15 protein-coding genes and 1 pseudogene are annotated in these 20,454 nt (G+C 63.4%); 9 read left to right on the plus strand and 7 right to left on the minus strand.

Features of this window, described 5'->3' with window-relative positions; genetic code table 11:
• Window position 1: 1 nt before the first annotated feature.
• The 4 genes from ABIE49_RS25415 to ABIE49_RS25430 all read left to right on the plus strand — a co-directional run bounded on the left by ABIE49_RS25415 (window position 2) and on the right by ABIE49_RS25430 (window position 3,568).
• Window positions 2–775, plus strand: a complete 774-nt coding sequence (locus ABIE49_RS25415) for an SDR family NAD(P)-dependent oxidoreductase (RefSeq protein ID WP_192737120.1) — start codon at window positions 2–4, stop codon at window positions 773–775.
• 242 nt (window positions 776–1,017) lie between these two features.
• On the plus strand, window positions 1,018–2,520 hold the full coding sequence (gene glpK / locus ABIE49_RS25420; RefSeq protein ID WP_192737121.1) for a glycerol kinase GlpK: 1,503 nt from the start codon (window positions 1,018–1,020) through the stop codon (window positions 2,518–2,520).
• The gene (locus ABIE49_RS25425) at window positions 2,520–2,978 is read left to right on the plus strand and encodes a lipocalin-like domain-containing protein (RefSeq protein ID WP_192737122.1); all 459 of its coding nucleotides are present in this window, start codon (window positions 2,520–2,522) and stop codon (window positions 2,976–2,978) included. The genes glpK and ABIE49_RS25425 overlap by 1 nt, the downstream gene beginning before the upstream one ends.
• Entirely contained in the window at window positions 2,975–3,568 is a 594-nt protein-coding gene (locus ABIE49_RS25430) for a GNAT family N-acetyltransferase (RefSeq protein ID WP_192737123.1), read from the plus strand. Before ABIE49_RS25425 ends, ABIE49_RS25430 begins: the two co-directional genes overlap by 4 nt.
• A 9-nt stretch (window positions 3,569–3,577) precedes the next feature.
• On the opposite strand, the gene ABIE49_RS25435 is transcribed toward ABIE49_RS25430, so the two are convergent.
• Both ABIE49_RS25435 and ABIE49_RS25440 read right to left on the minus strand, forming a co-directional pair.
• Entirely contained in the window at window positions 3,578–4,141 is a 564-nt protein-coding gene (locus ABIE49_RS25435; protein WP_192737124.1) for a hypothetical protein, read from the minus strand.
• Window positions 4,141–4,557: a DUF6636 domain-containing protein gene (locus ABIE49_RS25440; RefSeq protein ID WP_192737125.1), complete on the minus strand. Its 417-nt coding sequence runs from the start codon at window positions 4,555–4,557 to the stop codon at window positions 4,141–4,143. The genes ABIE49_RS25435 and ABIE49_RS25440 overlap by 1 nt, the downstream gene beginning before the upstream one ends.
• 131 nt (window positions 4,558–4,688) lie before the next feature.
• Between ABIE49_RS25440 and ABIE49_RS25445 the strand changes: the two genes are divergently transcribed.
• Complete coding sequence (locus tag ABIE49_RS25445; RefSeq protein WP_192737126.1) at window positions 4,689–5,315, plus strand: glutathione S-transferase family protein; 627 nt, start codon at window positions 4,689–4,691, stop codon at window positions 5,313–5,315.
• A 1,580-nt stretch (window positions 5,316–6,895) separates the two neighbouring features.
• On the opposite strand, the gene maiA is transcribed toward ABIE49_RS25445, so the two are convergent.
• The 3 genes and pseudogenes from maiA to metF form a co-directional block, all read right to left on the minus strand.
• Window positions 6,896–7,558, minus strand: coding sequence for a maleylacetoacetate isomerase (gene maiA, locus ABIE49_RS25450; protein ID WP_192737127.1), 663 nt, complete (start codon window positions 7,556–7,558; stop codon window positions 6,896–6,898).
• A 119-nt stretch (window positions 7,559–7,677) separates the two neighbouring features.
• Window positions 7,678–11,533: pseudogene (gene metH, locus ABIE49_RS25455) on the minus strand (methionine synthase).
• Between the two features lie 4 nt (window positions 11,534–11,537).
• Window positions 11,538–12,452, minus strand: a complete 915-nt coding sequence (gene metF / locus ABIE49_RS25460; RefSeq protein ID WP_192737128.1) for a methylenetetrahydrofolate reductase [NAD(P)H] — start codon at window positions 12,450–12,452, stop codon at window positions 11,538–11,540.
• Window positions 12,453–12,847: 395 nt separating this feature from the next.
• On the opposite strand from metF, the gene ABIE49_RS25465 reads away from it, so the two are divergent.
• Window positions 12,848–13,867 carry an LLM class flavin-dependent oxidoreductase gene (locus ABIE49_RS25465; RefSeq protein WP_192737129.1) on the plus strand — a complete coding sequence of 340 codons (1,020 nt, stop codon included), beginning with the start codon at window positions 12,848–12,850 and terminating at the stop codon, window positions 13,865–13,867.
• A 125-nt stretch (window positions 13,868–13,992) separates the two neighbouring features.
• On the opposite strand, the gene ABIE49_RS25470 is transcribed toward ABIE49_RS25465, so the two are convergent.
• Both ABIE49_RS25470 and ABIE49_RS25475 read right to left on the minus strand, forming a co-directional pair.
• On the minus strand, window positions 13,993–14,853 hold the full coding sequence (locus ABIE49_RS25470) for a prephenate dehydratase (protein ID WP_192737130.1): 861 nt from the start codon (window positions 14,851–14,853) through the stop codon (window positions 13,993–13,995).
• Window positions 14,854–14,884: 31 nt separating this feature from the next.
• Window positions 14,885–15,625, minus strand: coding sequence for a 3-deoxy-manno-octulosonate cytidylyltransferase (locus tag ABIE49_RS25475; RefSeq protein WP_192737131.1), 741 nt, complete (start codon window positions 15,623–15,625; stop codon window positions 14,885–14,887).
• Window positions 15,626–15,835: 210 nt separating this feature from the next.
• Here ABIE49_RS25475 and ABIE49_RS25480 point away from each other — a divergent pair, with 210 nt between their 5' ends.
• The 3 genes from ABIE49_RS25480 (at window position 15,836) to ABIE49_RS25490 (ending at window position 20,452) form a co-directional block, all read left to right on the plus strand.
• Window positions 15,836–16,384 carry a c-type cytochrome gene (locus ABIE49_RS25480; RefSeq protein WP_192737132.1) on the plus strand — a complete coding sequence of 183 codons (549 nt, stop codon included), beginning with the start codon at window positions 15,836–15,838 and terminating at the stop codon, window positions 16,382–16,384.
• A 283-nt stretch (window positions 16,385–16,667) separates the two neighbouring features.
• Window positions 16,668–18,569 (plus strand): ABC transporter substrate-binding protein, encoded by a 1,902-nt coding sequence (locus tag ABIE49_RS25485; RefSeq protein ID WP_192737133.1) that lies wholly within the window; start codon window positions 16,668–16,670, stop codon window positions 18,567–18,569.
• Between the two features lie 8 nt (window positions 18,570–18,577).
• A complete protein-coding gene (locus tag ABIE49_RS25490; RefSeq protein ID WP_192737134.1) occupies window positions 18,578–20,452 on the plus strand; it encodes an extracellular solute-binding protein in 1,875 nt (624 codons plus the stop codon).
• Window positions 20,453–20,454: the final 2 nt, after the last annotated feature.

The following is a 20,454-nucleotide window of genomic DNA, read 5'->3' on the forward strand; positions in this document are numbered from 1 at the left end:
CGTGAAGGGAACCCCGTTCGATCTCACCGGCCGTGTCGCCGTCATCACCGGCTCGAGCCGCGGCATCGGTCGCTCCTCGGCGGAACTGCTCGCAAAGCTCGGCGCCAAGGTCGTGATCTCCAGCCGCAAGGCGGATGCCTGTCACGAGGTCGCCGAAGGCATCAAGAAGGCCGGCGGCGATGCCCATGTCATTCCCTGCAACATCTCGCGCCGCGAGGAAGTCGACGCGTTGATCTCGGGCACCACGAAGCATTACGGCAAGGTCGACATCCTGGTGTGCAACGCGGCGGTCAATCCGTACTACGGCCCGCTGCTCGACATCAAGGACGAGGCCTTCGACAAGATCATGGGCTCCAACGTCAAGAGCAACATCTGGCTGTGCGCGCAGGCGATCCCGCAAATGGCGGAGCGCGGCAACGGCTCGGTGGTCATCATCTCCTCGATCGGCGGGTTTCGCGGCTCCACCGTGATCGGCGCCTACGGCATCTCCAAGGCCGCGGATTTCTCGCTGTGCCGCAGCCTCGCCGGCGAATGGGGCCCGAAGGGCGTTCGCGTCAATTGCGTGGCGCCGGGCCTCGTGAAAACCGATTTCGCCAAGGCGTTGTGGGAAGATCCTGAGAACCTGAAGCGCCGCACCGCCTCAACGCCGCTGCGCCGCATCGGCGAACCCGACGAAATCGCCGGCGCGGTGGCGTATCTTGCCTCCGACGCCTCGACGTTCATGACCGGCCAGACGATTGTGGTGGATGGCGGGGTGACGACAGCGGCGACGTAGTTTTTCTTCCCCTCTCCCGCGCTTGCGGGGGTCGAGACGAGCGAAGCTCGCTCTTAGGGTGCCGTAGCGAAGCGAAGGCGGGTGGGGGCTCTCTCCACGAGTCCCATCGCCGCGCGAGCCCCCACCCCAACCCTCCCCCGCAAGCGCGGGAGAGGGAGCGCACCGCCGTTCCCCCATATTGACCTTCGCCTCTCAATCGGATTGCCTCTCGGCCACCACCAACCTTTCCGGGAAGCACCATCATGTCCTTTGTGCTGGCGATCGATCAGGGCACCACATCCTCGCGCGCCATCGTGTTTCGCAGCGACATCTCGATCGCCGCCACGGCGCAGCAGGAATTCCCGCAGCATTTCCCGGCCTCCGGCTGGGTCGAGCACGAGCCGGAGGATATCTGGACCTCGACGGTGATGGTCTGCCGCGAGGCGCTGGAGAAGGCGGGCCTGAAGGCAAAGGACATCGCCGCGATCGGGATCACCAACCAGCGCGAGACCACGGTCGTGTGGGACCGCGCCACCGGTCAGGCCGTGCACCGCGCCATCGTCTGGCAGGACCGCCGCACCGCCGACATCTGCGCCAAGCTGAAGGCCGAAGGCCATGAGCCGGCGATCTCGGCCAGGACCGGCCTGATCATCGATCCCTATTTCTCGGGCACCAAAGTTGCATGGATCCTCGACCACGTGCCCGGCGCGCGCGAACGCGCCGTGCGCGGCGAACTGATGTTCGGCACCGTCGATTGCTATCTGCTGTGGCGTCTGTCAGGCGGCAAGGTGCATGCGACGGATGCCACCAACGCCTCGCGCACGCTGCTGTTCAACATCCACACCGGCGAATGGGACGACGACCTGCTAAAGCTGCTGCGCGTGCCGCGCTCGATGCTTCCAGAGGTGAAGGATTCCTCCGCCAAATTCGGCGAGAGCGAGCCAGGCCTGTTCGGCGGCGCGATTCCGATATCAGGCATCGCCGGCGACCAGCAGGCCGCGACCATCGGCCAGGCCTGCTTCACGCCCGGCATGATCAAATCGACCTACGGCACCGGCTGTTTTGCCCTGCTCAACACCGGCACCACGCCGGTGGCCTCGAAGAACAAGCTGCTCACCACCATCGCCTATCAATTGAACGGCAAGCGCACCTACGCGCTCGAAGGCTCGATCTTCGTCGCTGGAAGCGCCGTGCAATGGCTGCGCGACGGCCTCGGCATCATCAAGCAGGCGTCGGAGACCGGCCCGCTCGCCGACAAATCCGATTCGATGCAGAGCGTCTATCTGGTGCCGGCCTTCGTCGGCCTCGGCGCACCCTACTGGAATCCGCGCGTCCGCGGCGCGCTGTTCGGCCTCACCCGCAATACCGGCCCGGCCGAACTCGCGCACGCCGCGCTGGAAAGCGTTTGCTACCAGACCTACGACCTGCGCGAGGCGATGCGTGCCGACTGGCCGGGCGAAAAGGCCGCCAACGTGCTCCGCGTCGACGGCGGCATGACCGCCTCCGACTGGACCATGCAGCGCCTTGCGGATCTGCTCGACGCGCCGGTCGATCGCCCGATGATCCAGGAAACCACGGCCTTGGGCGCCGCCTACCTCGCGGGGCTGCAGGCGGGCGTCTATCCCGAGCCCGCGAAGTTTGCAGACAACTGGCGGCTGGAGCACAGGTTCAAACCGGCGATGAGTGCAGCGACGCGGGAGCGGAAACTGGCGGGCTGGATGCGGGCGGTGAAGGGCGTGCTGGCAAGTGATGAGGGGGAGGGCTGATGACGCAAGGTGCCGCCGGAAGACCGCTCAAGGAGCAGCTTGCCGGCACCTGGACCCTTGTTTCATGGAAGCAGACCAACGGTGATGGAACCAAACTGGAGCAATTCGGCGAGAATCCCCAGGGCCTGGCCTTCTTCGATACGGCCGGCCACTACATGATCTCGGTCATGCGCTCGGATCGCGTCAACTACCAGATCGAGAACTTCGGCCAGATCGCGCAGATATCGGCGGAAGAGGCAAAAAAGACCGCGCTTGGAACCATCACCTATTTCGGCACCTACGTCATCGACGAACCCCGCCGGGTTCTTGCCATCCACGTCGAAGCCAGCTCCTTTCCGAATTGGAACGGGACCGATCAGGAGCGGGTCTTCGAACTTATTCAGGATCGACTGACATTGACTGTCCGCCTCCCGCGTGGCGGGCAGGTCGATGTCCTCTGGCAGCGAGCGAACGCATGATTCTCCCCGACGGCAACTTCGACGTCCCCTCCGGCAAGATCGCCACCGTCGTTACGCATCTGGAGATGACCGAACTTCCCGCGATCCCGTCCGACCCTGAGGGCGCATGGACGCTGCGCCGGGTCGAGACGCCCGCGCTCGACTGGTATCGCGACGTCTTTCGCCGCGTCGGCGAGGAATGGCTATGGATTTCGCGGACGCGGATGCCGGATGCCAGGCTCGCGGCAATCATCCATTCACCGCTGGTGGAGGTCTATGCGCTGGAGCATGAGGGGCGCGGCGAGGGCCTGCTGGAACTGGACTTTCGCGAGGCCGGCCAATGCGAGCTTGGTTTCTTCGGCGTCACCGCAAAACTGATCGGCAGCGGCGCCGGCCGCTGGCTGATGAACCGCGCGCTGGAGCTGTCCTGGTCGCGGCCGATCGAGCGTTTCTGGGTGCACACCTGCACGCACGATCATCCATCAGCGGTGGCGTTCTATCAGCGCTCCGGCTTTCGCGCCTTCCGGCGGCAAATCGAGATCGAGGACGACCCGCGCCTTGATGGCACCGCGCCGCGTGACGCGGCGAGGCATGTGCCGGTGATTGAGTAAGATGGTTTCTCAGTGCGGCGGTACATATGGCGCCAGGCGCCACAGGCGCTCGGGCAGGGTATGAATGGGTGGAAGCGAAAGTTCCCTGTCGCCGTAGCGCAACGGAGGAAGGTCCGGTCGCCAGCAATGTATGATGAATGCAACACGAAACACTCGCGCGGCCGGCGCTTTTGCACCCGGGTCGACTTCCATTAGATTCTCTCCATCCACGGTCAGGAATTTCTCATTCCAGGCAACCTGCCAAAGGGTTTCGGGTTGAGCGGGATTTCGTTGAACGAATGCCCAGACATCGAAGTTTGAATGAGGGTTGCTGACCAGGACTTCAAACATGGTCGCATCGGCTAGGTGATCGTAGAGCTCGGCCGCCATTTCCTCTTTTTCTTCGACAGAGTACGGTTCTAGCACGCCTTCCCGGCCGATCCGGCAAAGCGTCGCCTTCTGCTCTTCTGTAAAAACCGCTGAAGCCTGCTTGTTGACCTGCTCTATGATGAAACGCTTGCAATCTTCTGCGTCGGAGGTCAGCGAATACACACCGATAATTTCGAGGGTCGGCGGTTCCTGCTCGTCAGACATCAAAACAAATCCTGCTTCGCCCGCGACAGCGAAAACCCGCGCCTGTCCGCGTTGAAGCACGTCACGCCCGATTGTTCCGACGTGCAGGTAAATCCGCCGCGCTGCCAGACTTCGCCATAGGCCAGCATCGGCATCTTGGGGTCCATCACTGTATCGCCGTAGCACAGGCGCGCGGCGCTGCCCCTGGATCGCATCTCGAACGCCTTGCCCCATTCGAGATCGCAATCGGCCGGCCGGCGCGCGGTCACCGTGGCTTCCATGATGTCGCAGCGGAGCGTGTTCTGCTTGTCGTAGTCGAAATAAGCGCAGGCGATGTTTTTCGATGGCGACACGAAGCCGGCGGGGCCGCTCTGGGCGTGAGCTGAGCCGGCAAGGAGCAGCAACAAAAGCCCGAGGACGTTGAGTGGCAGGCGCATGGCCGTCCTTCCGTTTGGGGAATGTCATGCCCGGACTTGATCCGGGCATCCATCAGCCTTCAAGATATACCTTCAAAGCAGATGGATGGCCGGGTCAAGCCCGGCCATGACAAGCAGGGTAAAGACACAACATGTTCCTGATCGGCCAATACGACTCCCCCTTCGTCCGCCGCGTCGCGATTGCGCTGCGGTTGTATGGCTTGCCGTTCGAGCACCGGCCGTGGTCGACCTTCGGCGATGCGGACAAGATCGCGCCGTATAATCCGTTGCGCCGGGTGCCGACATTGGTGCTCGCCAGCGGCGAGGCTGTCGTCGAGAGCGCCGCGATTCTGGATGCGCTCGATGAACTGGTCGGCCCGGAAGCGGCGATGATGGCCGAGCGCGGCGATTTGCGCCGCCGGCAATTGCGGATCTGCGCGCTCGGCAGTGGCCTCGCTGACAAGGCGGTCAGCCTGATCTATGAGCGGGTGCTGCGCAAGGAGCAGCTGCAGCTTTGGGTCGAGCGCTGCCAGACGCAGATCGGCGGCGTGCTCGCGATGCTGGAGAGAGAGCGCGAGCCGATCCCGACGCCATACTGGTTCGGGGAGCGCATCGGCCACGCCGACATCATGGTGGCCTGCGCGTTGCGCTTCATCAGCGAAGCGCACCCAGCGCTGTTCGATGCGCGCTATCCGGCGCTGCAGGCCCACGCCATCAGATGCGAGGCGCTGCCGCCGTTCCAGGAAATTTTGCAGCGGCTCGATCCGCCGAAGGGGTGAATCTCCCCATCATTCCGGGCGCCATTATTTGCAGTCGCGGCAGATCGTCAGCTTGCGCCTGAGCGTCTCATCTTCCGGGGAATCCGCCCACGGTCCCCGGGCGGTGCTATCGGGCTCCTTGATGGGTTTCGACCGTTTGGCTGTGCGTGGCAGGTCCGGTAACTTTGCGACGGGCTCGTCCTCGATGCTTGTGATCAAGCCGTCGTGGTCGGTGGCTGGTTTCGGCGGCGGTGTGTCCCTCGCGACCGGCGGCGGCGCGCGCTTGGCGGTTGGCTTTGGTGGAGGAGCGTCCTCGGTTGCCGCTGGCGGTGACGCGTCCCTGGCCACCGGCGGCGGCGCGCGCTTGGCGGTTGGCTTTGGCGGAGGAGCGTCCTCGGTTGCCGCTGGCGGGAACGCATCCCTGGCGACCGGCGGTGGCGCGCGCTTGGCGGTTGGCTTTGGTGGAGGAGCGTCCTCGGTTGCCGCTGGCGGGAACGCGTCCCTGGCGACCGGCGACGCCGCGCGCTTGGCGGTTGCCCTCGGTGGAGGCGCGTCCTCGGCTGCCGCTGGCGGCGAAGCCAGGATGACAGCCGGAGGCGGCGGCACAGCCTCGTCCGGCGATGGTGCCGGCCGGGCAAGCGAAAGCGGTGGAGCAAGCGAGGTTTGGCATCTCGCGCTCTCAGGCAGCCAAAAACTGACGGACAAAAATCCGATGGCAAACAGTGCCGCGGCGTTTTTTATTCGCATACCAAAAACCGCCGATCTGAAATCAATGATCGCGGCCCTCCGAGGGCACGCTTCGTATAAACTACCGGTCCTATCATGGCGGTCAAAAATGACGGAAGTTCGATGCGTACTGCGAGGTCTTACCACGTTCCCGGAGATCTTGCAGAAGGGATGAGCTTCTTTCTTACCCTTCAGGGGAGGGTAAGTGATCGCGCTGCGACAAATTAACCCGACGGGCAAAATTCCGCTTCCCTCGTCGGGCAAATCAGCGGTTTGAATCGTCGCGTCCCGCCCGACAAGAGGGGCGTGCGCACGTCACGAACGCGCGGCGGGATGCGGTGGACGCTTGTTCACGTCTGACGACGGCGTGGATTAAGCGTACGGCAAAACCGTGTGGTCCTGGCGCCCGTTGCCGGCGTCAAGCTGTCGGAGAAGCGTGAGCGGAAACGGCAGCGACGGAGTCAACCAAGAACTCGTCTCCGGGGAGATCACGGCATAAGCCGTAAAGCCATTGCGCAGGGAAGGCCGGGTGTTCACCGCTGCCCTGTATGCTCGTGTGCAGCATTTCCTGTGCTAACCGCACACGAGACCGCGGGTGCAGCGCGCACCCGGTCTTCCCTGCGCCCTCTCATTGGAGGGTAAGGAAGTTTCTGGCAAAGCTCGGGCGTAATGCGTCGCGAGAATGCGAAGGTGCGTTCAGTGTACAGTGTCGCAACAAACACCGCCGTCGTCCCGGCCTTGAGCTCAGATGCGCAATTGCGCATCGGGGGACCCATAACCACAGGAAGAGGTTTTGCGAATGGTCTCTGTTACCGAGTCCTCATTGAGAGATCACGCGGTATGGGTCCCGGCGTTCGCCGGGACGACAAGTTCACTCACCCCTTCTTCCGCATCGCCTCCGGCATATCCGGCTGCATCGATGGATGCGCGCTTGCGAATTCCGGCAGCGCCATAGCGGTCTCGAAGATGCGCTTCAGGACAGGATAGGGCGCAAGGTCGATCTGCTGATTGACCGCGGCGGTGACGTGGGTGACCAGGCAGATGTCGGCCATGCCGGGCGCATCGCCGTGGCAGAAGCGCCCCGTGTCCTCGTGGCCGGCAAGATGGCCTTCCAGCGCCGCCAGCGTCTCGACGGTCCAGTGCCGCCGCCATGCGGCCTGCTGGGTGTCGCGCAAATTCAGTTCGTGATCGAGATAGCGGCGCACCCGCGGCGTCAGCAGCGGATGGCCTTCGCAGGCGACCATTTGCGCGAGCCCGCGCACCCGGGCGCGGCCGCGCGGATCGGCCGGCAGCAGCGGCGGGGCGGGGTGGGTCTCCTCGAGATATTCGAGGATCGCGAGCGACTGGAACAGCACGGTGCCGTCATCCAGCACCAGCGACGGCAGCGCCATCTGCGGATTGACGCGGCGATACTCTTCGCCGCGCTGCGCGTTGGCGTCGAGATCGATGAACACGACTTCGGCGGGGAGGTTCTTCAGATTGAGCGCGATGCGAACGCGAAAGCTCGCCAGCGATCGCCAGAAGGAAAAGAATTTCATGGGGAGGCCTCGGCACACTCTGTCATGCCCGGACTTGATCCGGGCATCCATCAACCTTCGCAAGAGTCTCTTGAAGATGGATCACCGGGTCAAGCCCGGTGATGACAGCGGTATGTGCCTTACGCTCCCACCGCCTTCTTGCGATACGCCAGATGCACCGCGCAGGTGCAGCCGGGCGGATGCGAGGCGACATCGTTGGCGGGGACGGCTGCGATCGGCGCGGGCGCCGGTGCCGCCGGTTGATCCTGCGACGGAATATAATTCAGCACCGGGGCCAGCCAGCGCTCGGTTTCGGCGACGCTCATGCCCTTGCGCGCGGCGTAATCCTCGACCTGGTCGCGCTCGATCTTGCCGACGCCGAAGTAAAAACTCTCGGCGTGGCTGAAATAAAGCCCCGACACCGACGAGCCCGGCCACATCGCATAACTCTCGGTGAGCTTCACGCCAGCGGTGTTCTCGGCGTCGAGCAGGCGGAACAGCGTCGCCTTCTCGGTATGATCAGGCTGCGCGGGATAGCCGGGCGCGGGACGGATGCCGGCATATTGTTCGAGGATCAGCTGATCCGGCGCCAGCGCCTCGTCCGGCGCATACCCCCAGAATTCGCGGCGCACGCGCGCGTGCATCCGCTCGGCGAAGGCTTCGGCCAGACGATCGGCCAGCGCCTTGCACAGGATCGAGGAGTAGTCGTCATTGGCGTTCTTGAAGCGGTCGGCAACGACGTCCTCGCCGATCCCGGCGGTGACCACGAAGGCGCCGATATAGTCGGGCACGCCGGAAGATGCCGGCGCGATGAAATCCGACAGCGCCGAATTGAAGCGGCCTTCGCGCTTCTCCAGCTGCTGGCGCAGCGTGTGGAAGGTCGCGATCTCGGCCTTGCGCGTATCGTCGGCGTACACCTTGATGTCGTCGCCGACAGCGTTGGCCGGCCAGAAGCCGATGGTGGCGCGCGCGGTGAACCACTTCTCCTTGATGATCAGGTCGAGCATCTTGCGCGCGTCATCATAGAGCGAGCGGGCGACTTCGCCGATCTTGGGATCGTCGAGGATGGCCGGGAAGCGCCCGGTCAATTCCCAGGTCTGGAAGAACGGCGTCCAGTCGATGTATTCGGCCAGCTCCGCCAGATCGTAGGCGTCGAAACTCTTGATACCGAAGAATGCCGGCTTTTTCGGCGGCGTCTTGGCGAAGTCGATAGTCATCGCGTTGGCGCGGGCGTCGGCCAGCTTCAGCCGCTTCTTGTCGGCCCTGGGCGCGGAAATGCGCCGCGGAGATTTTCGCGTATTCGGTCCTGATGTCGGCGGCATAGGCCTCGCGGCGGTCCGGCGACAGCAGCGACGACGCCACGCCGACGGCGCGGCTGGCGTCGTTGACATGCACCACTGGGCCACCCTTGTAGTTCGGGTCGATCTTGACGGCGGTGTGGACGCGGCTGGTGGTGGCGCCGCCGATCAACAGCGGCATCTTCATGCCCTGCCGCTGCATCTCGCCGGCAAGGAAGCTCATCTCGTCCAGCGAGGGCGTGATCAGGCCGGACAGTCCGATGATGTCCGCGCCCTCGGCCTTGGCGGTCTCGATGATCTTGGCCGCCGGCACCATGACGCCGAGGTCGATCACCTCGAAATTGTTACATTGCAGCACGATGCCGACGATGTTCTTGCCGATGTCGTGGACGTCGCCCTTGACGGTCGCGAGCACGATCTTGCCGGCGGCGTTGCGGCCGCCGTTGCTGGTGACGCCATTGGCGAGGTTGCGCGCCTTCTCCTCTTCCATGAACGGCATCAGATAGGCCACCGCCTGCTTCATCACGCGGGCGGACTTCACCACCTGCGGCAGGAACATCTTGCCGTCGCCAAAGAGGTCGCCGACGATGTTCATGCCGTCCATCAGCGGGCCTTCGATCACGTTGAGCGGCCGCTCGACGGTCTTGCGCACCGCTTCGGTGTCTTCCTCGATATATTCGGTGATCCCATGCACCAGCGCGTGCGAAAGCCGCTTTTCGACCGGCCATTCGCGCCACGCCAGATCCTGTTCCTTGGTCTGCTTCTCCTTGCCGCGGAATTTCTCCGCCAGCGCCAGCAGTTTTTCGGACGCGCCGGGATCGCGGTTGAGAATGACGTCTTCGCACACCTGGCGCAGCTCGGGGTCGATGTCGTCATAGACGATCATCTGCCCGGCATTGACGATGCCCATGTCCATGCCGGCCTTGATGGCGTGATACAGGAACACCGAATGCATCGCCTCGCGCACCGGCTCATTGCCGCGGAACGAGAACGACAGGTTCGACACGCCGCCGGAAATATGGGCATGCGGCAGGTTCTGGCGGATCCAGCGCGTCGCCTCGATGAAGTCGACGCCGTAATTATTGTGCTCCTCAAGCCCGGTCGCGATCGCGAAGATGTTCGGGTCGAAGATGATGTCTTCGGGCGGGAAGCCGAGCTGGTCGACCAGGATGTCATAGGCGCGCTTGCAGATTTCGGTCTTGCGCGCAAATGTATCCGCCTGTCCGACCTCGTCGAACGCCATCACGACCACGGCGGCGCCGTGGCGCTGGGCGATGCGGGCCTCGTGGATGAACTTCTCCACGCCCTCCTTCATCGAGATCGAGTTCACCACCGGCTTGCCCTGAACGCATTTCAGGCCGGCTTCGATCACGCTGAATTTCGAGGAGTCCACCATGACGGGGACGCGGGCGATGTCGGGCTCGGCGGCGACGAGGTTGAGGAACGTCACCATCGCGGCTTCGGAATCCAGCAAGCCCTCGTCCATGTTGACGTCGATGATCTGGGCGCCGTTCTCGACCTGGTCGCGCGCGACCTGAAGCGCGGCGGTGTAATCGCCGGCGGTGATCAGCTTGCGAAATTTCGCCGAACCCGTGACGTTGGTGCGCTCGCCGACGTTAACAAACGGGATCGCGGGCGTGAGCTCGAACGGCTCCAGGCCGGACAACCGCAGACGCGGCTCGATCACGGGAACGATGCGGGGCTTGTGCGGGGCGACGGCCGCCGCAATCGCCGCGATGTGCGCGGGCGTGGTGCCGCAGCAGCCGCCGACGATGTTGACGAGGCCGGCAGCTGCGAACTCGCCGATCAGTCCGGCCATGAATTCCGGGCTCTCGTCATACTGGCCGAATTCATTGGGCAGGCCGGCGTTGGGATAGGCGCACACCAGCGTGTCCGCGACGCGGCCGATGTCGGCGATATGGGCGCGCAGATCCTCGGCGCCGAGCGCGCAGTTGAAGCCAATCGTGGCCGGCTTGGCATGCTTGACCGAATTCCAGAACGCTTCCGGCAATTGCCCGGAGAGGAGGCGGCCGGATTTATCGGTGATCGTGCCGGAGATCATCACGGGCACGTCGATGCCGCGTTGCTCGCAGATTTCAGCAATCGCGTAGAGCGCCGCCTTGGCGTTCAGCGTGTCGAAAATGGTTTCGACCAGCAACAGGTCGGCGCCGCCGTCGAGCAAGCCGTTGATCTGTTCGCCATAGGACTTGCGCAGATCGTCGAAGGTGACGGCGCGGTAGCCGGGGTTGGAAACGTCAGGCGAGATCGAGGCGGTGCGGTTGGTCGGGCCCAAGGCGCCGGCGACGAAACGCGGCTTGCCGTCCTCGGCGGTGACGCGCTCGGCCGCATTGCGGCAGAGCCGCGCGCCGTCGCGGTTGAGTTCGTAGGCGAGATCCGACATGTCGTAATCGGCTTGCGCGATCGAGGTCGAGGAGAACGTGTTGGTCGCGACGATGTCGGCGCCGGCGCGCAGATAATCGGCGTGGATGTCCTCGATCGCCTGCGGCTGGGTCAGGATCAGCAGATCGTTGTTGCCGCGGACGTCGCGGTGAAAATCCTTGAAGCGCTCGCCGCGGAACGCCGCCTCGTCATATTGCAGGCCCTGGATCATGGTGCCCATGGCGCCATCGAGCACCAGGATGCGTTCGCGGGCTTGAGCGAGCAGGGCGGTTCGCTTCGGGGACACGGGTACGGTCATCGGATCAGGCAGCTTTCTGTGCGCCATTGGGACGGATGCCCAGCAAATGGCTGATCGCGAACACGAGGTCCGCGCGGTTCATGGTGTAGAAGTGAAAGGTGTCGACGCCCTGCTTTGCCAGTTTCTGCACCTGGCCCGCCGCGACAGTTGCGGCCACGAGCTTGCGCGTCTCGGCGTCGTCGTCGAGCCCTTCGAACTTGTCGGCCAGCCAGGATGGCACCGTGGTGCCGGCGCGGGTCACGAAGCTGCGCGCCTGCTTGAAATTATGCATCGGCATGATGCCGGGCACTACGGGGATGTTGATGCCGCGGGCGCGGACCCGGTCGAGGTAACGCAGATAAAGGTCGTTATCGAAGAACACCTGGGTGATGGCGCGCGCCGCTCCGGCGTCGACCTTGGCCTGCAGCGTGTCGATGTCGGCGTCGAGGTTCGGGCTCTCCGGATGCTTCTCCGGATAGGCAGAGACCGAGATTTCAAAATCGGGGTAGCGCTTCTTGATGCCGGCGATCAGGTCGGGCGAGCTTTGATAGCCGTCGGGATGCGCGTTGTAGGCGGTGCCGATGCCGGTCGTGGGGTCGCCGCGCAGCGCCACGATGTGGCGGACGCCGATCTCGTGATAGCGCGCGACCACGTCGTCGATCTCGCCCTTCGGGGCGCCGACGCAGGTCAGATGCGCGGCCGGCGTCAGATTGGTCTCTTTCAGGATGCGGGCGATGGTCGAGTGGGTGCGCTCGCGGGTCGAGCCGCCGGCGCCGTAGGTCACCGACACGAAATTGGGGGCAAGCGGCGCCAGCCGGTTGATGGTTTCCCAGAGCGAGCGCTCCATCTCCTCGGTTTTCGGCGGGAAGAACTCAAAGGAGATTTTCGGCGATTGCAGCGCACGGTGGCCGTTGGACGCGGCGGACGTAACTTCGGTCATGGCACTCACTGGCTCCACAGGCGGGACGGGCATCAGGCCTAGCGGCCATCAGCTAAAATAAGCCAAACGGGGCCGTCTCAATAGCCCATCAAGGATGGGAATTTGCCCACTTGTTACATGAATAGGGAATTGTTAGGCCATCGCAGCATGTTGATGGGCAGAATGCTCTTCGAGGCAAACAGTACAAAATATCACGAAATACAGTCACTTAGTCCAATTCTAGTTCTTAGGCAGGTCTTCAGGCAGTGGTGGGCCATATCGATATCGATCTGTCAAATGGAACAGTGTCCCACGCGGCAGAGCGTCCAATCCCGATCCCCGTCACCGGAAGCGCGGGCCTGATCTGCGCGAGGCCGGGCCTTTGTGGCTTCCACCTGCCGCACTAGGTTAGCGCGATGATCCCGCTTTCAGTCCTCGACCTCTCCGTCGTCACCACCGGCACCAAACCCGCTGCGGCCTTGCGCAACAGCATTGATCTGGCGCGCCATGTCGATGGGCTTGGCTATGTCAGGTACTGGCTCGCCGAGCATCACAACCTCGCCTCGGTCGCGAGCCCCGCGCCCGATCTGATGATCGGACAGATCGCGGCGGTGACGAAAAACATCCGCGTCGGCTCCGGCGGCGTGATGCTGCCCAATCACGCGCCGCTGGTGGTAGCCGAACGCTTCAAGATGCTGGAGGCGCTATTCCCCGGCCGCATCGATCTCGGTCTCGGCCGCGCGCCGGGCACCGACGGCGCCACGGCTTACGCCTTGCGCAGCCGGCTCGATAAACGCGAGGGTGACGATTTCCTGGAACGGTTGCAGGAACTGATTTTATGGGAGACGCGCGATTTCCCGGCCGGCCATCCCTACAACAATGTGGTGGCGATGCCGGACGACTCGCCGCTGCCGCCGATCTGGCTGCTCGGCTCCAGCGACTACAGTTCCGAACTCGCTGCCCAAGTCGGCATGGGCTTCGCGTTCGCGCATCACTTCGCCTCCTATGACGCGATCGAGGCGATGACGCATTACCGCGCGCGCTTCAAGCCGTCGGGCTGGCGCCCGGCGCCGCACGGCATTCTGGCGATCGCAGCCGTCGCCGCCGAAACCGACGCGGAGGCCGAAAAGCTGGCGTCCTCGATGGATCTCAATCGCCTGCGCCGCGACCGCGGCCAGTATCTGCCATTGCCAAGCGTCGAGGAGGCGCTGGCCTATCCCTATTCGGACGCCGAACGGGCCTCGATCACCCGCAACCGCTCGCGGCTGTTCGTCGGCAGCCCGGCAACGCTGATGGCCAAGCTGCAGCCGATGATCACGGCAAGCCAGCCGGACGAACTGATGATCATCACGGCGGTCTACGACCACGACGCGCGCAAGAAGTCGTATAGCTTGCTGTCGGATGCGTTCGGGCTCAGCAGCAAAGCGGCGGCGTAACGCCTGTCGTCCCGGCGAAGGCCGGGACCCATAGCCACCGACGCTCGTTTTGCGAAAGTCGTCAGCCAGCCTGCCCCATCGAGAGATCACGCGGTATGGGTCCCGACGCGTTGAGAACGTTGGGACTAATCCACCATCTCGCTGAACGTGGCGCGGAACGGTTGCGCCGGGTAGACGCCGACGATGCGGAATTCGCGCGAGAAGAATTTCAACTCCTCCAGCGCAAACGCGAGGCCCCGGTCCTCGGGATGGCCGTCGACATCGGCGTAGAATTGCGTGGCGGAGAATTCGCCGTCGACCATGTAGCTTTCCAGCTTGGTCATGTTGACGCCGTTGGTGGCGAAACCGCCGAGCGCCTTGTAGAGCGCGGCGGGAAGGTTGCGCACCCGGAAAACAAAAGTCGTGACCAGCGGTCCCGATCCCTGTTCGGCCCATTTGGCCTCGCGCGCCAGCACCACGAAGCGGGTGGTGTTGTGGGCCTCGTCCTCGACATCCTCGGCGAGAATGTCGAGACCATAGATATTGGCGGCGAGGCGTGACGCAATCGAGGCGCAATGCTTGTCGCCGCGTTCGGCGACGATGCGCGCGCTTCCGGCGGTGTCGCCCGAAACGACCGGCTTGATGCCGAGCTTGCGGATGATGCGGCGGCACTGGCCGAGCGCGTGGACGTGGCTCTCGACGGTCTTGATGTCGGCGAGCTTGGCGCCGCGCGGCGCCATCAGCTGGTGATGGATCGGCAGGAACCATTCGCCGACGATGAACAGCCCGGAATGCGGCAGCAGATGATGGATGTCGGCGACGCGGCCGGCGACCGAATTCTCGATCGGGATCATCCCCAGATCCGCCTCGCCCGAGGAGATCGCGGCCAGCGCGTCCTCGAAGGTCGGGCACGGCAACGGCTCGGCGTCCGGATAGGCCTCGACGATGGCGATATGGGAGTTGGCACCAGGTTCGCCCTGGAACGCGATTTTCAGCTTGCTTGTCATGTCGTCTTTCTGGGGGCCTTGTATCAGCCGTTCAGGTTTTGGCCAGGATCTGGCGGGCGGTTTCGAGGTCGGCCGGGGTATCGACCCCCCGCGGGACCGTGTCCACGATCATGACGTCGATCCGCATGCCGGCTTCCAGCGCGCGGAGCTGCTCGAGTTTCTCCTGCTGTTCGAGCGGCGAGGGCGGCAGCGCCACGAAACGCTCCAGCGCGGCGCGGCGGTAGGCATAGAGGCCGATATGATGGTAGCGCGGCCCGACGCCGGTAGGTGCCGTTGCCCGCGTAAAATACAGCGCGCGCAACCTTCGCGGGGCGATCGGCGAGCCGACCGCCTTCACCACGTTCGGATTGTTGGCTTCTTCCTCGGTGTGAATCTCGGCCGCCAGCGTTGCGATATCGACCGCGGGGTCGGCAAGCGGCGGCAGCACGTCGCGGATATTGTCGGTCGAAATGGTCGGAAAATCGCCCTGCAGATTGACCACGATCTCGACCTGGCCCTCGGGATCGAGGGTTTTCAGCGCCTCGTAAATCCGGTCCGAGCCGGAAGGGTGTTCGGGGCGGGTCATGACGGCCAGGCCGCCATGGGATGTCACGGCGGCGGCGATTTCCGCCGTGTCGGTGGCGACCGCGACCCGGCCGATGTTGGCGGCTTCCGCCCGCCGCAGCACATGGACGATCATCGGCACCCCGCCGATGTCCAGCAGCGGCTTGCCGGGCAGCCTTGTGGCGGCCATGCGGGCGGGAATCAGCACCAGGTTGCGGGTTTCGGTCATAGGGCGCGAGGTCACGGGCTAGCGAAAACAGGCCGGAAATAATGGGGATTGGCGGAAAGTCGGGGCGTTTATACGGGTTGCCAGAGCCCGGGCAAACCGATATCTCAACCCTGCTGAGGGTGCGGCGCGAAAGCCTGATTCCTGAGGCTAAACCGCGGCCGTTCTGCCGGCCTTTAAGTCGATCCTTTAAGGCCTGGAGCCTGATCCGCTATGGACTCCTTCGAACTCAACAAAATTCTCGGCGCCATTCTCGCCACCTGTCTTCTCGTCCTGGTGACGAGCTTTGCCGCCAACGCGATTTTCGCGCCCCATATGCCGGAAAAGCCGGGCTTCGAGATTGCCGTGAAGGAAGTGGCGCAGGGCGGGGCCAAGGAAGCCGCGGCGCCGTCCGAGCCGATCGAGAAGTTGCTGCAGACCGCCTCGGTTGAAAAGGGTCTCGGCGCCGCCAAGAAGTGCGCGGCCTGCCACACCTTCGAAAAGGGCGGCCCCAACCGGGTCGGTCCGAACCTGTTCAGCGTCATCAACGAGAAGAAGGGCGAGGGGCGCGGCGGTTTCAATTTCTCTGCTGCGATGAAGGGCAAGGGCGGCACCTGGACCTTTGACGACCTCAACAAGTTCCTCGCCAATCCGAAGGGCTTTATTCCGGGCACCGCGATGGGCTTTGCCGGTATCACCAAAGACAGCGAGCGCGCCGACGTGATCGCTTATCTGGCCACGCTGGCGGACAAGCCGGTGCCGCTGCCGACGGCGGCGAAATAACATTTCGACAGTCCTGCACGGACTTCGGCGACATGACGGCCAGGCATTGCCTGGCCGTTTGCATATCCGGATACGCAGTTTGCGTATCCTGGATCGCGTTGTTGTTATCGGGACCTTTCGCCGCACCGGCGCGTTTCGTTGGCTGATAACATGAGGAAAAAGCAACGTAATTTGTCGAACCCTTGCCTTATATTGGGTCCTCACTGGAGCATGATCCGGAAAAGGGGCCACCGGTTTTCCGATTAGGATCATGCCCTCGGCCCGCAGCACAGGAATTCCGCATTTGGCGATCACCCGACGACATCTCCTGCAAGGCGGCGCGGTCGCCGCGATGGCTCCGGCGCTGGGGCTCAACACAGGTCTTTCCGCGATTGGGACCGCGCACGCGCAATCCGCGCCGGACGGACTGAAATGGCGCCACGGCGTCTCCACCTTTGGCGACATCAAATACCCCGCCGATTTCAAACGTTACGACTACGTCAATCCAGACGCGCCCAAGGGCGGCGTCGTCCGCATGTTCGAATTCGGCACCTTCGACAACTTTAATATTGTCATCGAAGGGCTGAAGGGATCGCTGGCCGACGGCGTCAGGCTGATCTTCCAGACGCTGATGACCAAGTCCCTTGATGAGCCGTCGACCGCCTACGGATTGCTCGCGGAGGCTGCCGCCCACCCCGACGATTTTTCCTATGTCATCTACCGGTTGCGCGCGGCCGCACGGTGGCACGACGGCAAACCCGTGACGCCGGATGATGTCGTCTACTCGTTCGAGGTGCTGAAGAAGAACAGTCCGATGTACAGCGCGTACTACCAGCATATCGTCAAGGCCGAACAGGTCGGCGACCGCGAGATCAAGTTTACCTTCGATGGTCCGGGGAATCGCGAACTGCCGAGCATTGCCGGCGAATTGCCCGTGCTGCCCAAGCACTGGTGGGAAGGAAACGATCCGCAGGGGCGCAAGCGCGACGTGTCCGCCACCACGCTGGAAATTCCGCTGGGGTCTGGACCCTATCGCATCAAGGAATTTGTCGCGAGCCGATCGGTCGTGCTGGAGCGCGTCCCCGACTACTGGGGCAAGGACGTTCCGGTATCGGTCGGACAGAACAATTTCGACCAGCTCCGGTATGAATTCTTTCGCGACGATACCGTCGGACGCGAGGCTTTCAAGGGCGACCAGCTGGACTGGTTTACCGAGCGTAGCGGCAAACAATGGTCGACCGCTTACGATTTTCCCGCGGTGAGCGACAAGCGCGTCATCAAGGAAAAATTCGTCAATTCGAGTTCGGGGGTGATGCAGGGTTACGCGTTCAACCTTCGCCGGCCGCTATTTTCCGATGTCAGGTTGCGCCGTGCTTTCAATCTTGCCTATGATTGGGAGACGTCGGACCGGGTGCTCTCGAACGGGGAATACCACCGCGATAACAGCTATTTCGATGGTATCCCCGAATTCATGGCCACTGGTCTCCCGGAAGGCGCGGAACTGAAAATTCTCGAATCGCTGCGCGACAAGGTGCCGGCCGAGCTGTTCACGGCGCCGTACAAGAATCCGGTTGGTGGTAATGACGAGGCGGCTCGCAACAATCTTCGTGAAGCCGCGCGCCTGCTCAAGGAGGCAGGGTTCGAGACGCGCGACCGCAAGCTGGTCGACAAGGCAGGTCAACCCGTCAGCGTCGAGTTCCTGAGCCAGGCCCAGGGTGACGAGCGGAGTCTCCTTTTCTACAAGCCCTACATCGAGCGGCTGGGCATCACTGTGAACATCCGTGCCGTCGACAGCGTGCAGTACCAAAATCGCGTGCGCAGTTTCGACTTCGACATCGTGACGACCGTTTGGCCACAGTCGCTGTCGCCGGGCAACGAGCAGCGGGATTTCTTCGGGTCGGAATCGGCGGACCGGCCCGGCTCGCGTAATATTCCCGGCATCAAGAATCCGGCGGTCGATGCCCTGATCGAGCGCATCATTTTTGCAAAAGACCGCGCCGACCTGGTCGCGAGTTGCAAGGCGCTGGATCGGGTCTTGCTCTGGAACGCTTACGTCGTCCCGCAATTCGCCGCCGGATTTCAACGCGGTGCCCGATGGGACCGTTTCAGTCGTCCGGAGCCTTTGCCCAAATACGGGGTTACGGGCTTTCCTACGCTGTGGTGGTGGGACGCGGCCAAGGCGGCCAAGACGGGTGGTCGATCTTGAACCGAATCATGCGCGGGCCGCTGCTGTCTCGCCGCCGGGCGCTTGGCCTCGGCGTTTTCGCCCTGAGTGCCGGCATGTTTCGTCCCGCCGCCGCCGACAATGGCGGCACCGAAATGCACGGCATGTCGGTCTTCGGCGACCTGAAATACCCGGCTGACTTCAAGCATTTCGACTACGTCAATCCGGATGCGCCGAAGGGCGGCTTGTTTTCAACGATTCCGTCGATCCGCGCCTACAACCAGTCCTTCCAGACGTTCAATTCGTTCAACGCTTTCGTCCTCAAGGGCGAAGGCGCCAAAGGCATGGAGCTGACATTTGATACGCTGATGGCGCGCGCCAATGATGAGCCCGACGCGATGTATGGCCTTGCGGCGAAGTCGGTGCGGATCTCGCCCGACAAGCTCACCTACCGCTTCACCCTGCGTCCTGAGGCTCGCTTCCGCGATGGCTCGAAGATGACGGCGCATGACGTCGCCTTCTCGCTCAATACGCTGAAGGAAAAAGGCCACCCGCTGATCGTGGTCCAGCTGCGCGACATGGTGAAGGCCGAGGCGCTCGACGATGCGACGGTGGCGGTGATGTTCGCGCCGAACCGCGCGCGCGACGTCCCACTTTATGTCGCTGGCCTGCCGATCTTCTCCAAAGCCTATTACGCGACGCGGCCATTCGAGGAATCGACCACCGAAATCCCGCTCGGCTCGGGACCGTACAAGGTCGGCAAATACGAGATCAACCGCTTCGTCGAATACGACCGCGTCAAGGACTGGTGGGCGGCCGATCTGCCCGTCAATCGCGGCAGCTACAATTTCGACACCGTGCGCTATGAATTCTATCGCGACCGCGATGTCGCGTTCGAAGGCTTTACCGGCAAGAATTATCTCTACCGCGAGGAATTCACGGCGCGCATCTGGGCCACCCGTTACGATTTTCCCGCGGTCAAGGACGGCCGGGTCAAGCGTGAAACCCTGCCGGATGAGCTGCCCTCGGGTGGACAGGGCTGGTTCTTCAACACCCGCCGCGACAAGCTGAAAGACCCCAGGGTACGCGAAGCGGTCATCAACGCGTTCGATTTCGAATGGACCAACAAGACCGTGATGTACGGCGCCTATGCGCGCACGGTTTCGCCGTTCCAGAATTCGGACATGGTGGCGACCGGGCTGCCGTCGCCTGAAGAGCTGAAGCTGCTCGAGCCGTTCCGCGGGCAAGTGCCCGACGAGGTGTTCGGTGAGCCGTTCGTGCCACCGGTGTCGGATGGCTCCGGCCAGGACCGCACCTTGCTGCGCAAGGCCGGGCAGTTGCTGCTGGACGCGGGACTTGTCGTGAAGGACCGCAAGCGCCTGCTGCCGAACGGCGAGGTCTTCAAGATCGAGTTTCTGCTCGACGAGCCCTCGTTCAAGCCGCATCACGCGACCTTCATCAAGAACCTGGAACTGCTCGGGATCGAGGCGGAAATCCGGCTGATCGATGCCGTGCAGTATCGCGCGCGGGTGGAGTCGTTCGACTTCGACATGACGACGATGCGCCTCAGCATGTCGCCGACGCCGGGCGACAGCCTGCGGCCTTACTTCACGTCGCATGCGGCGGCCACCAAGGGCTCGTACAATCTGGCGGGAGTAGCTAATCCTGCAATTGACGCGCTGGTCGACAAGGCCATCGGCGCCGAAACGCGTGCCGATCTGACGATCGCGTGCCGTGCGCTCGATCGGGTGTTTCGGGCCGGCCGTTATTGGGTGCCGCAGTGGTTTCGCACCAATCACCCGATCGCCTACTGGGATCAATTTGCGCATCCGCCCAAGCCGGCACGCTACACACAAGGCACCGGAGCGCCCGAGAACTGGTGGTACGATCCGAACAAGGCTGCGAAACTCGAGCAGGCGAAATAATT

This window comes from Bradyrhizobium sp. OAE829 (genome assembly GCF_040546575.1).
Lineage (GTDB): Bacteria > Pseudomonadota > Alphaproteobacteria > Rhizobiales > Xanthobacteraceae > Bradyrhizobium.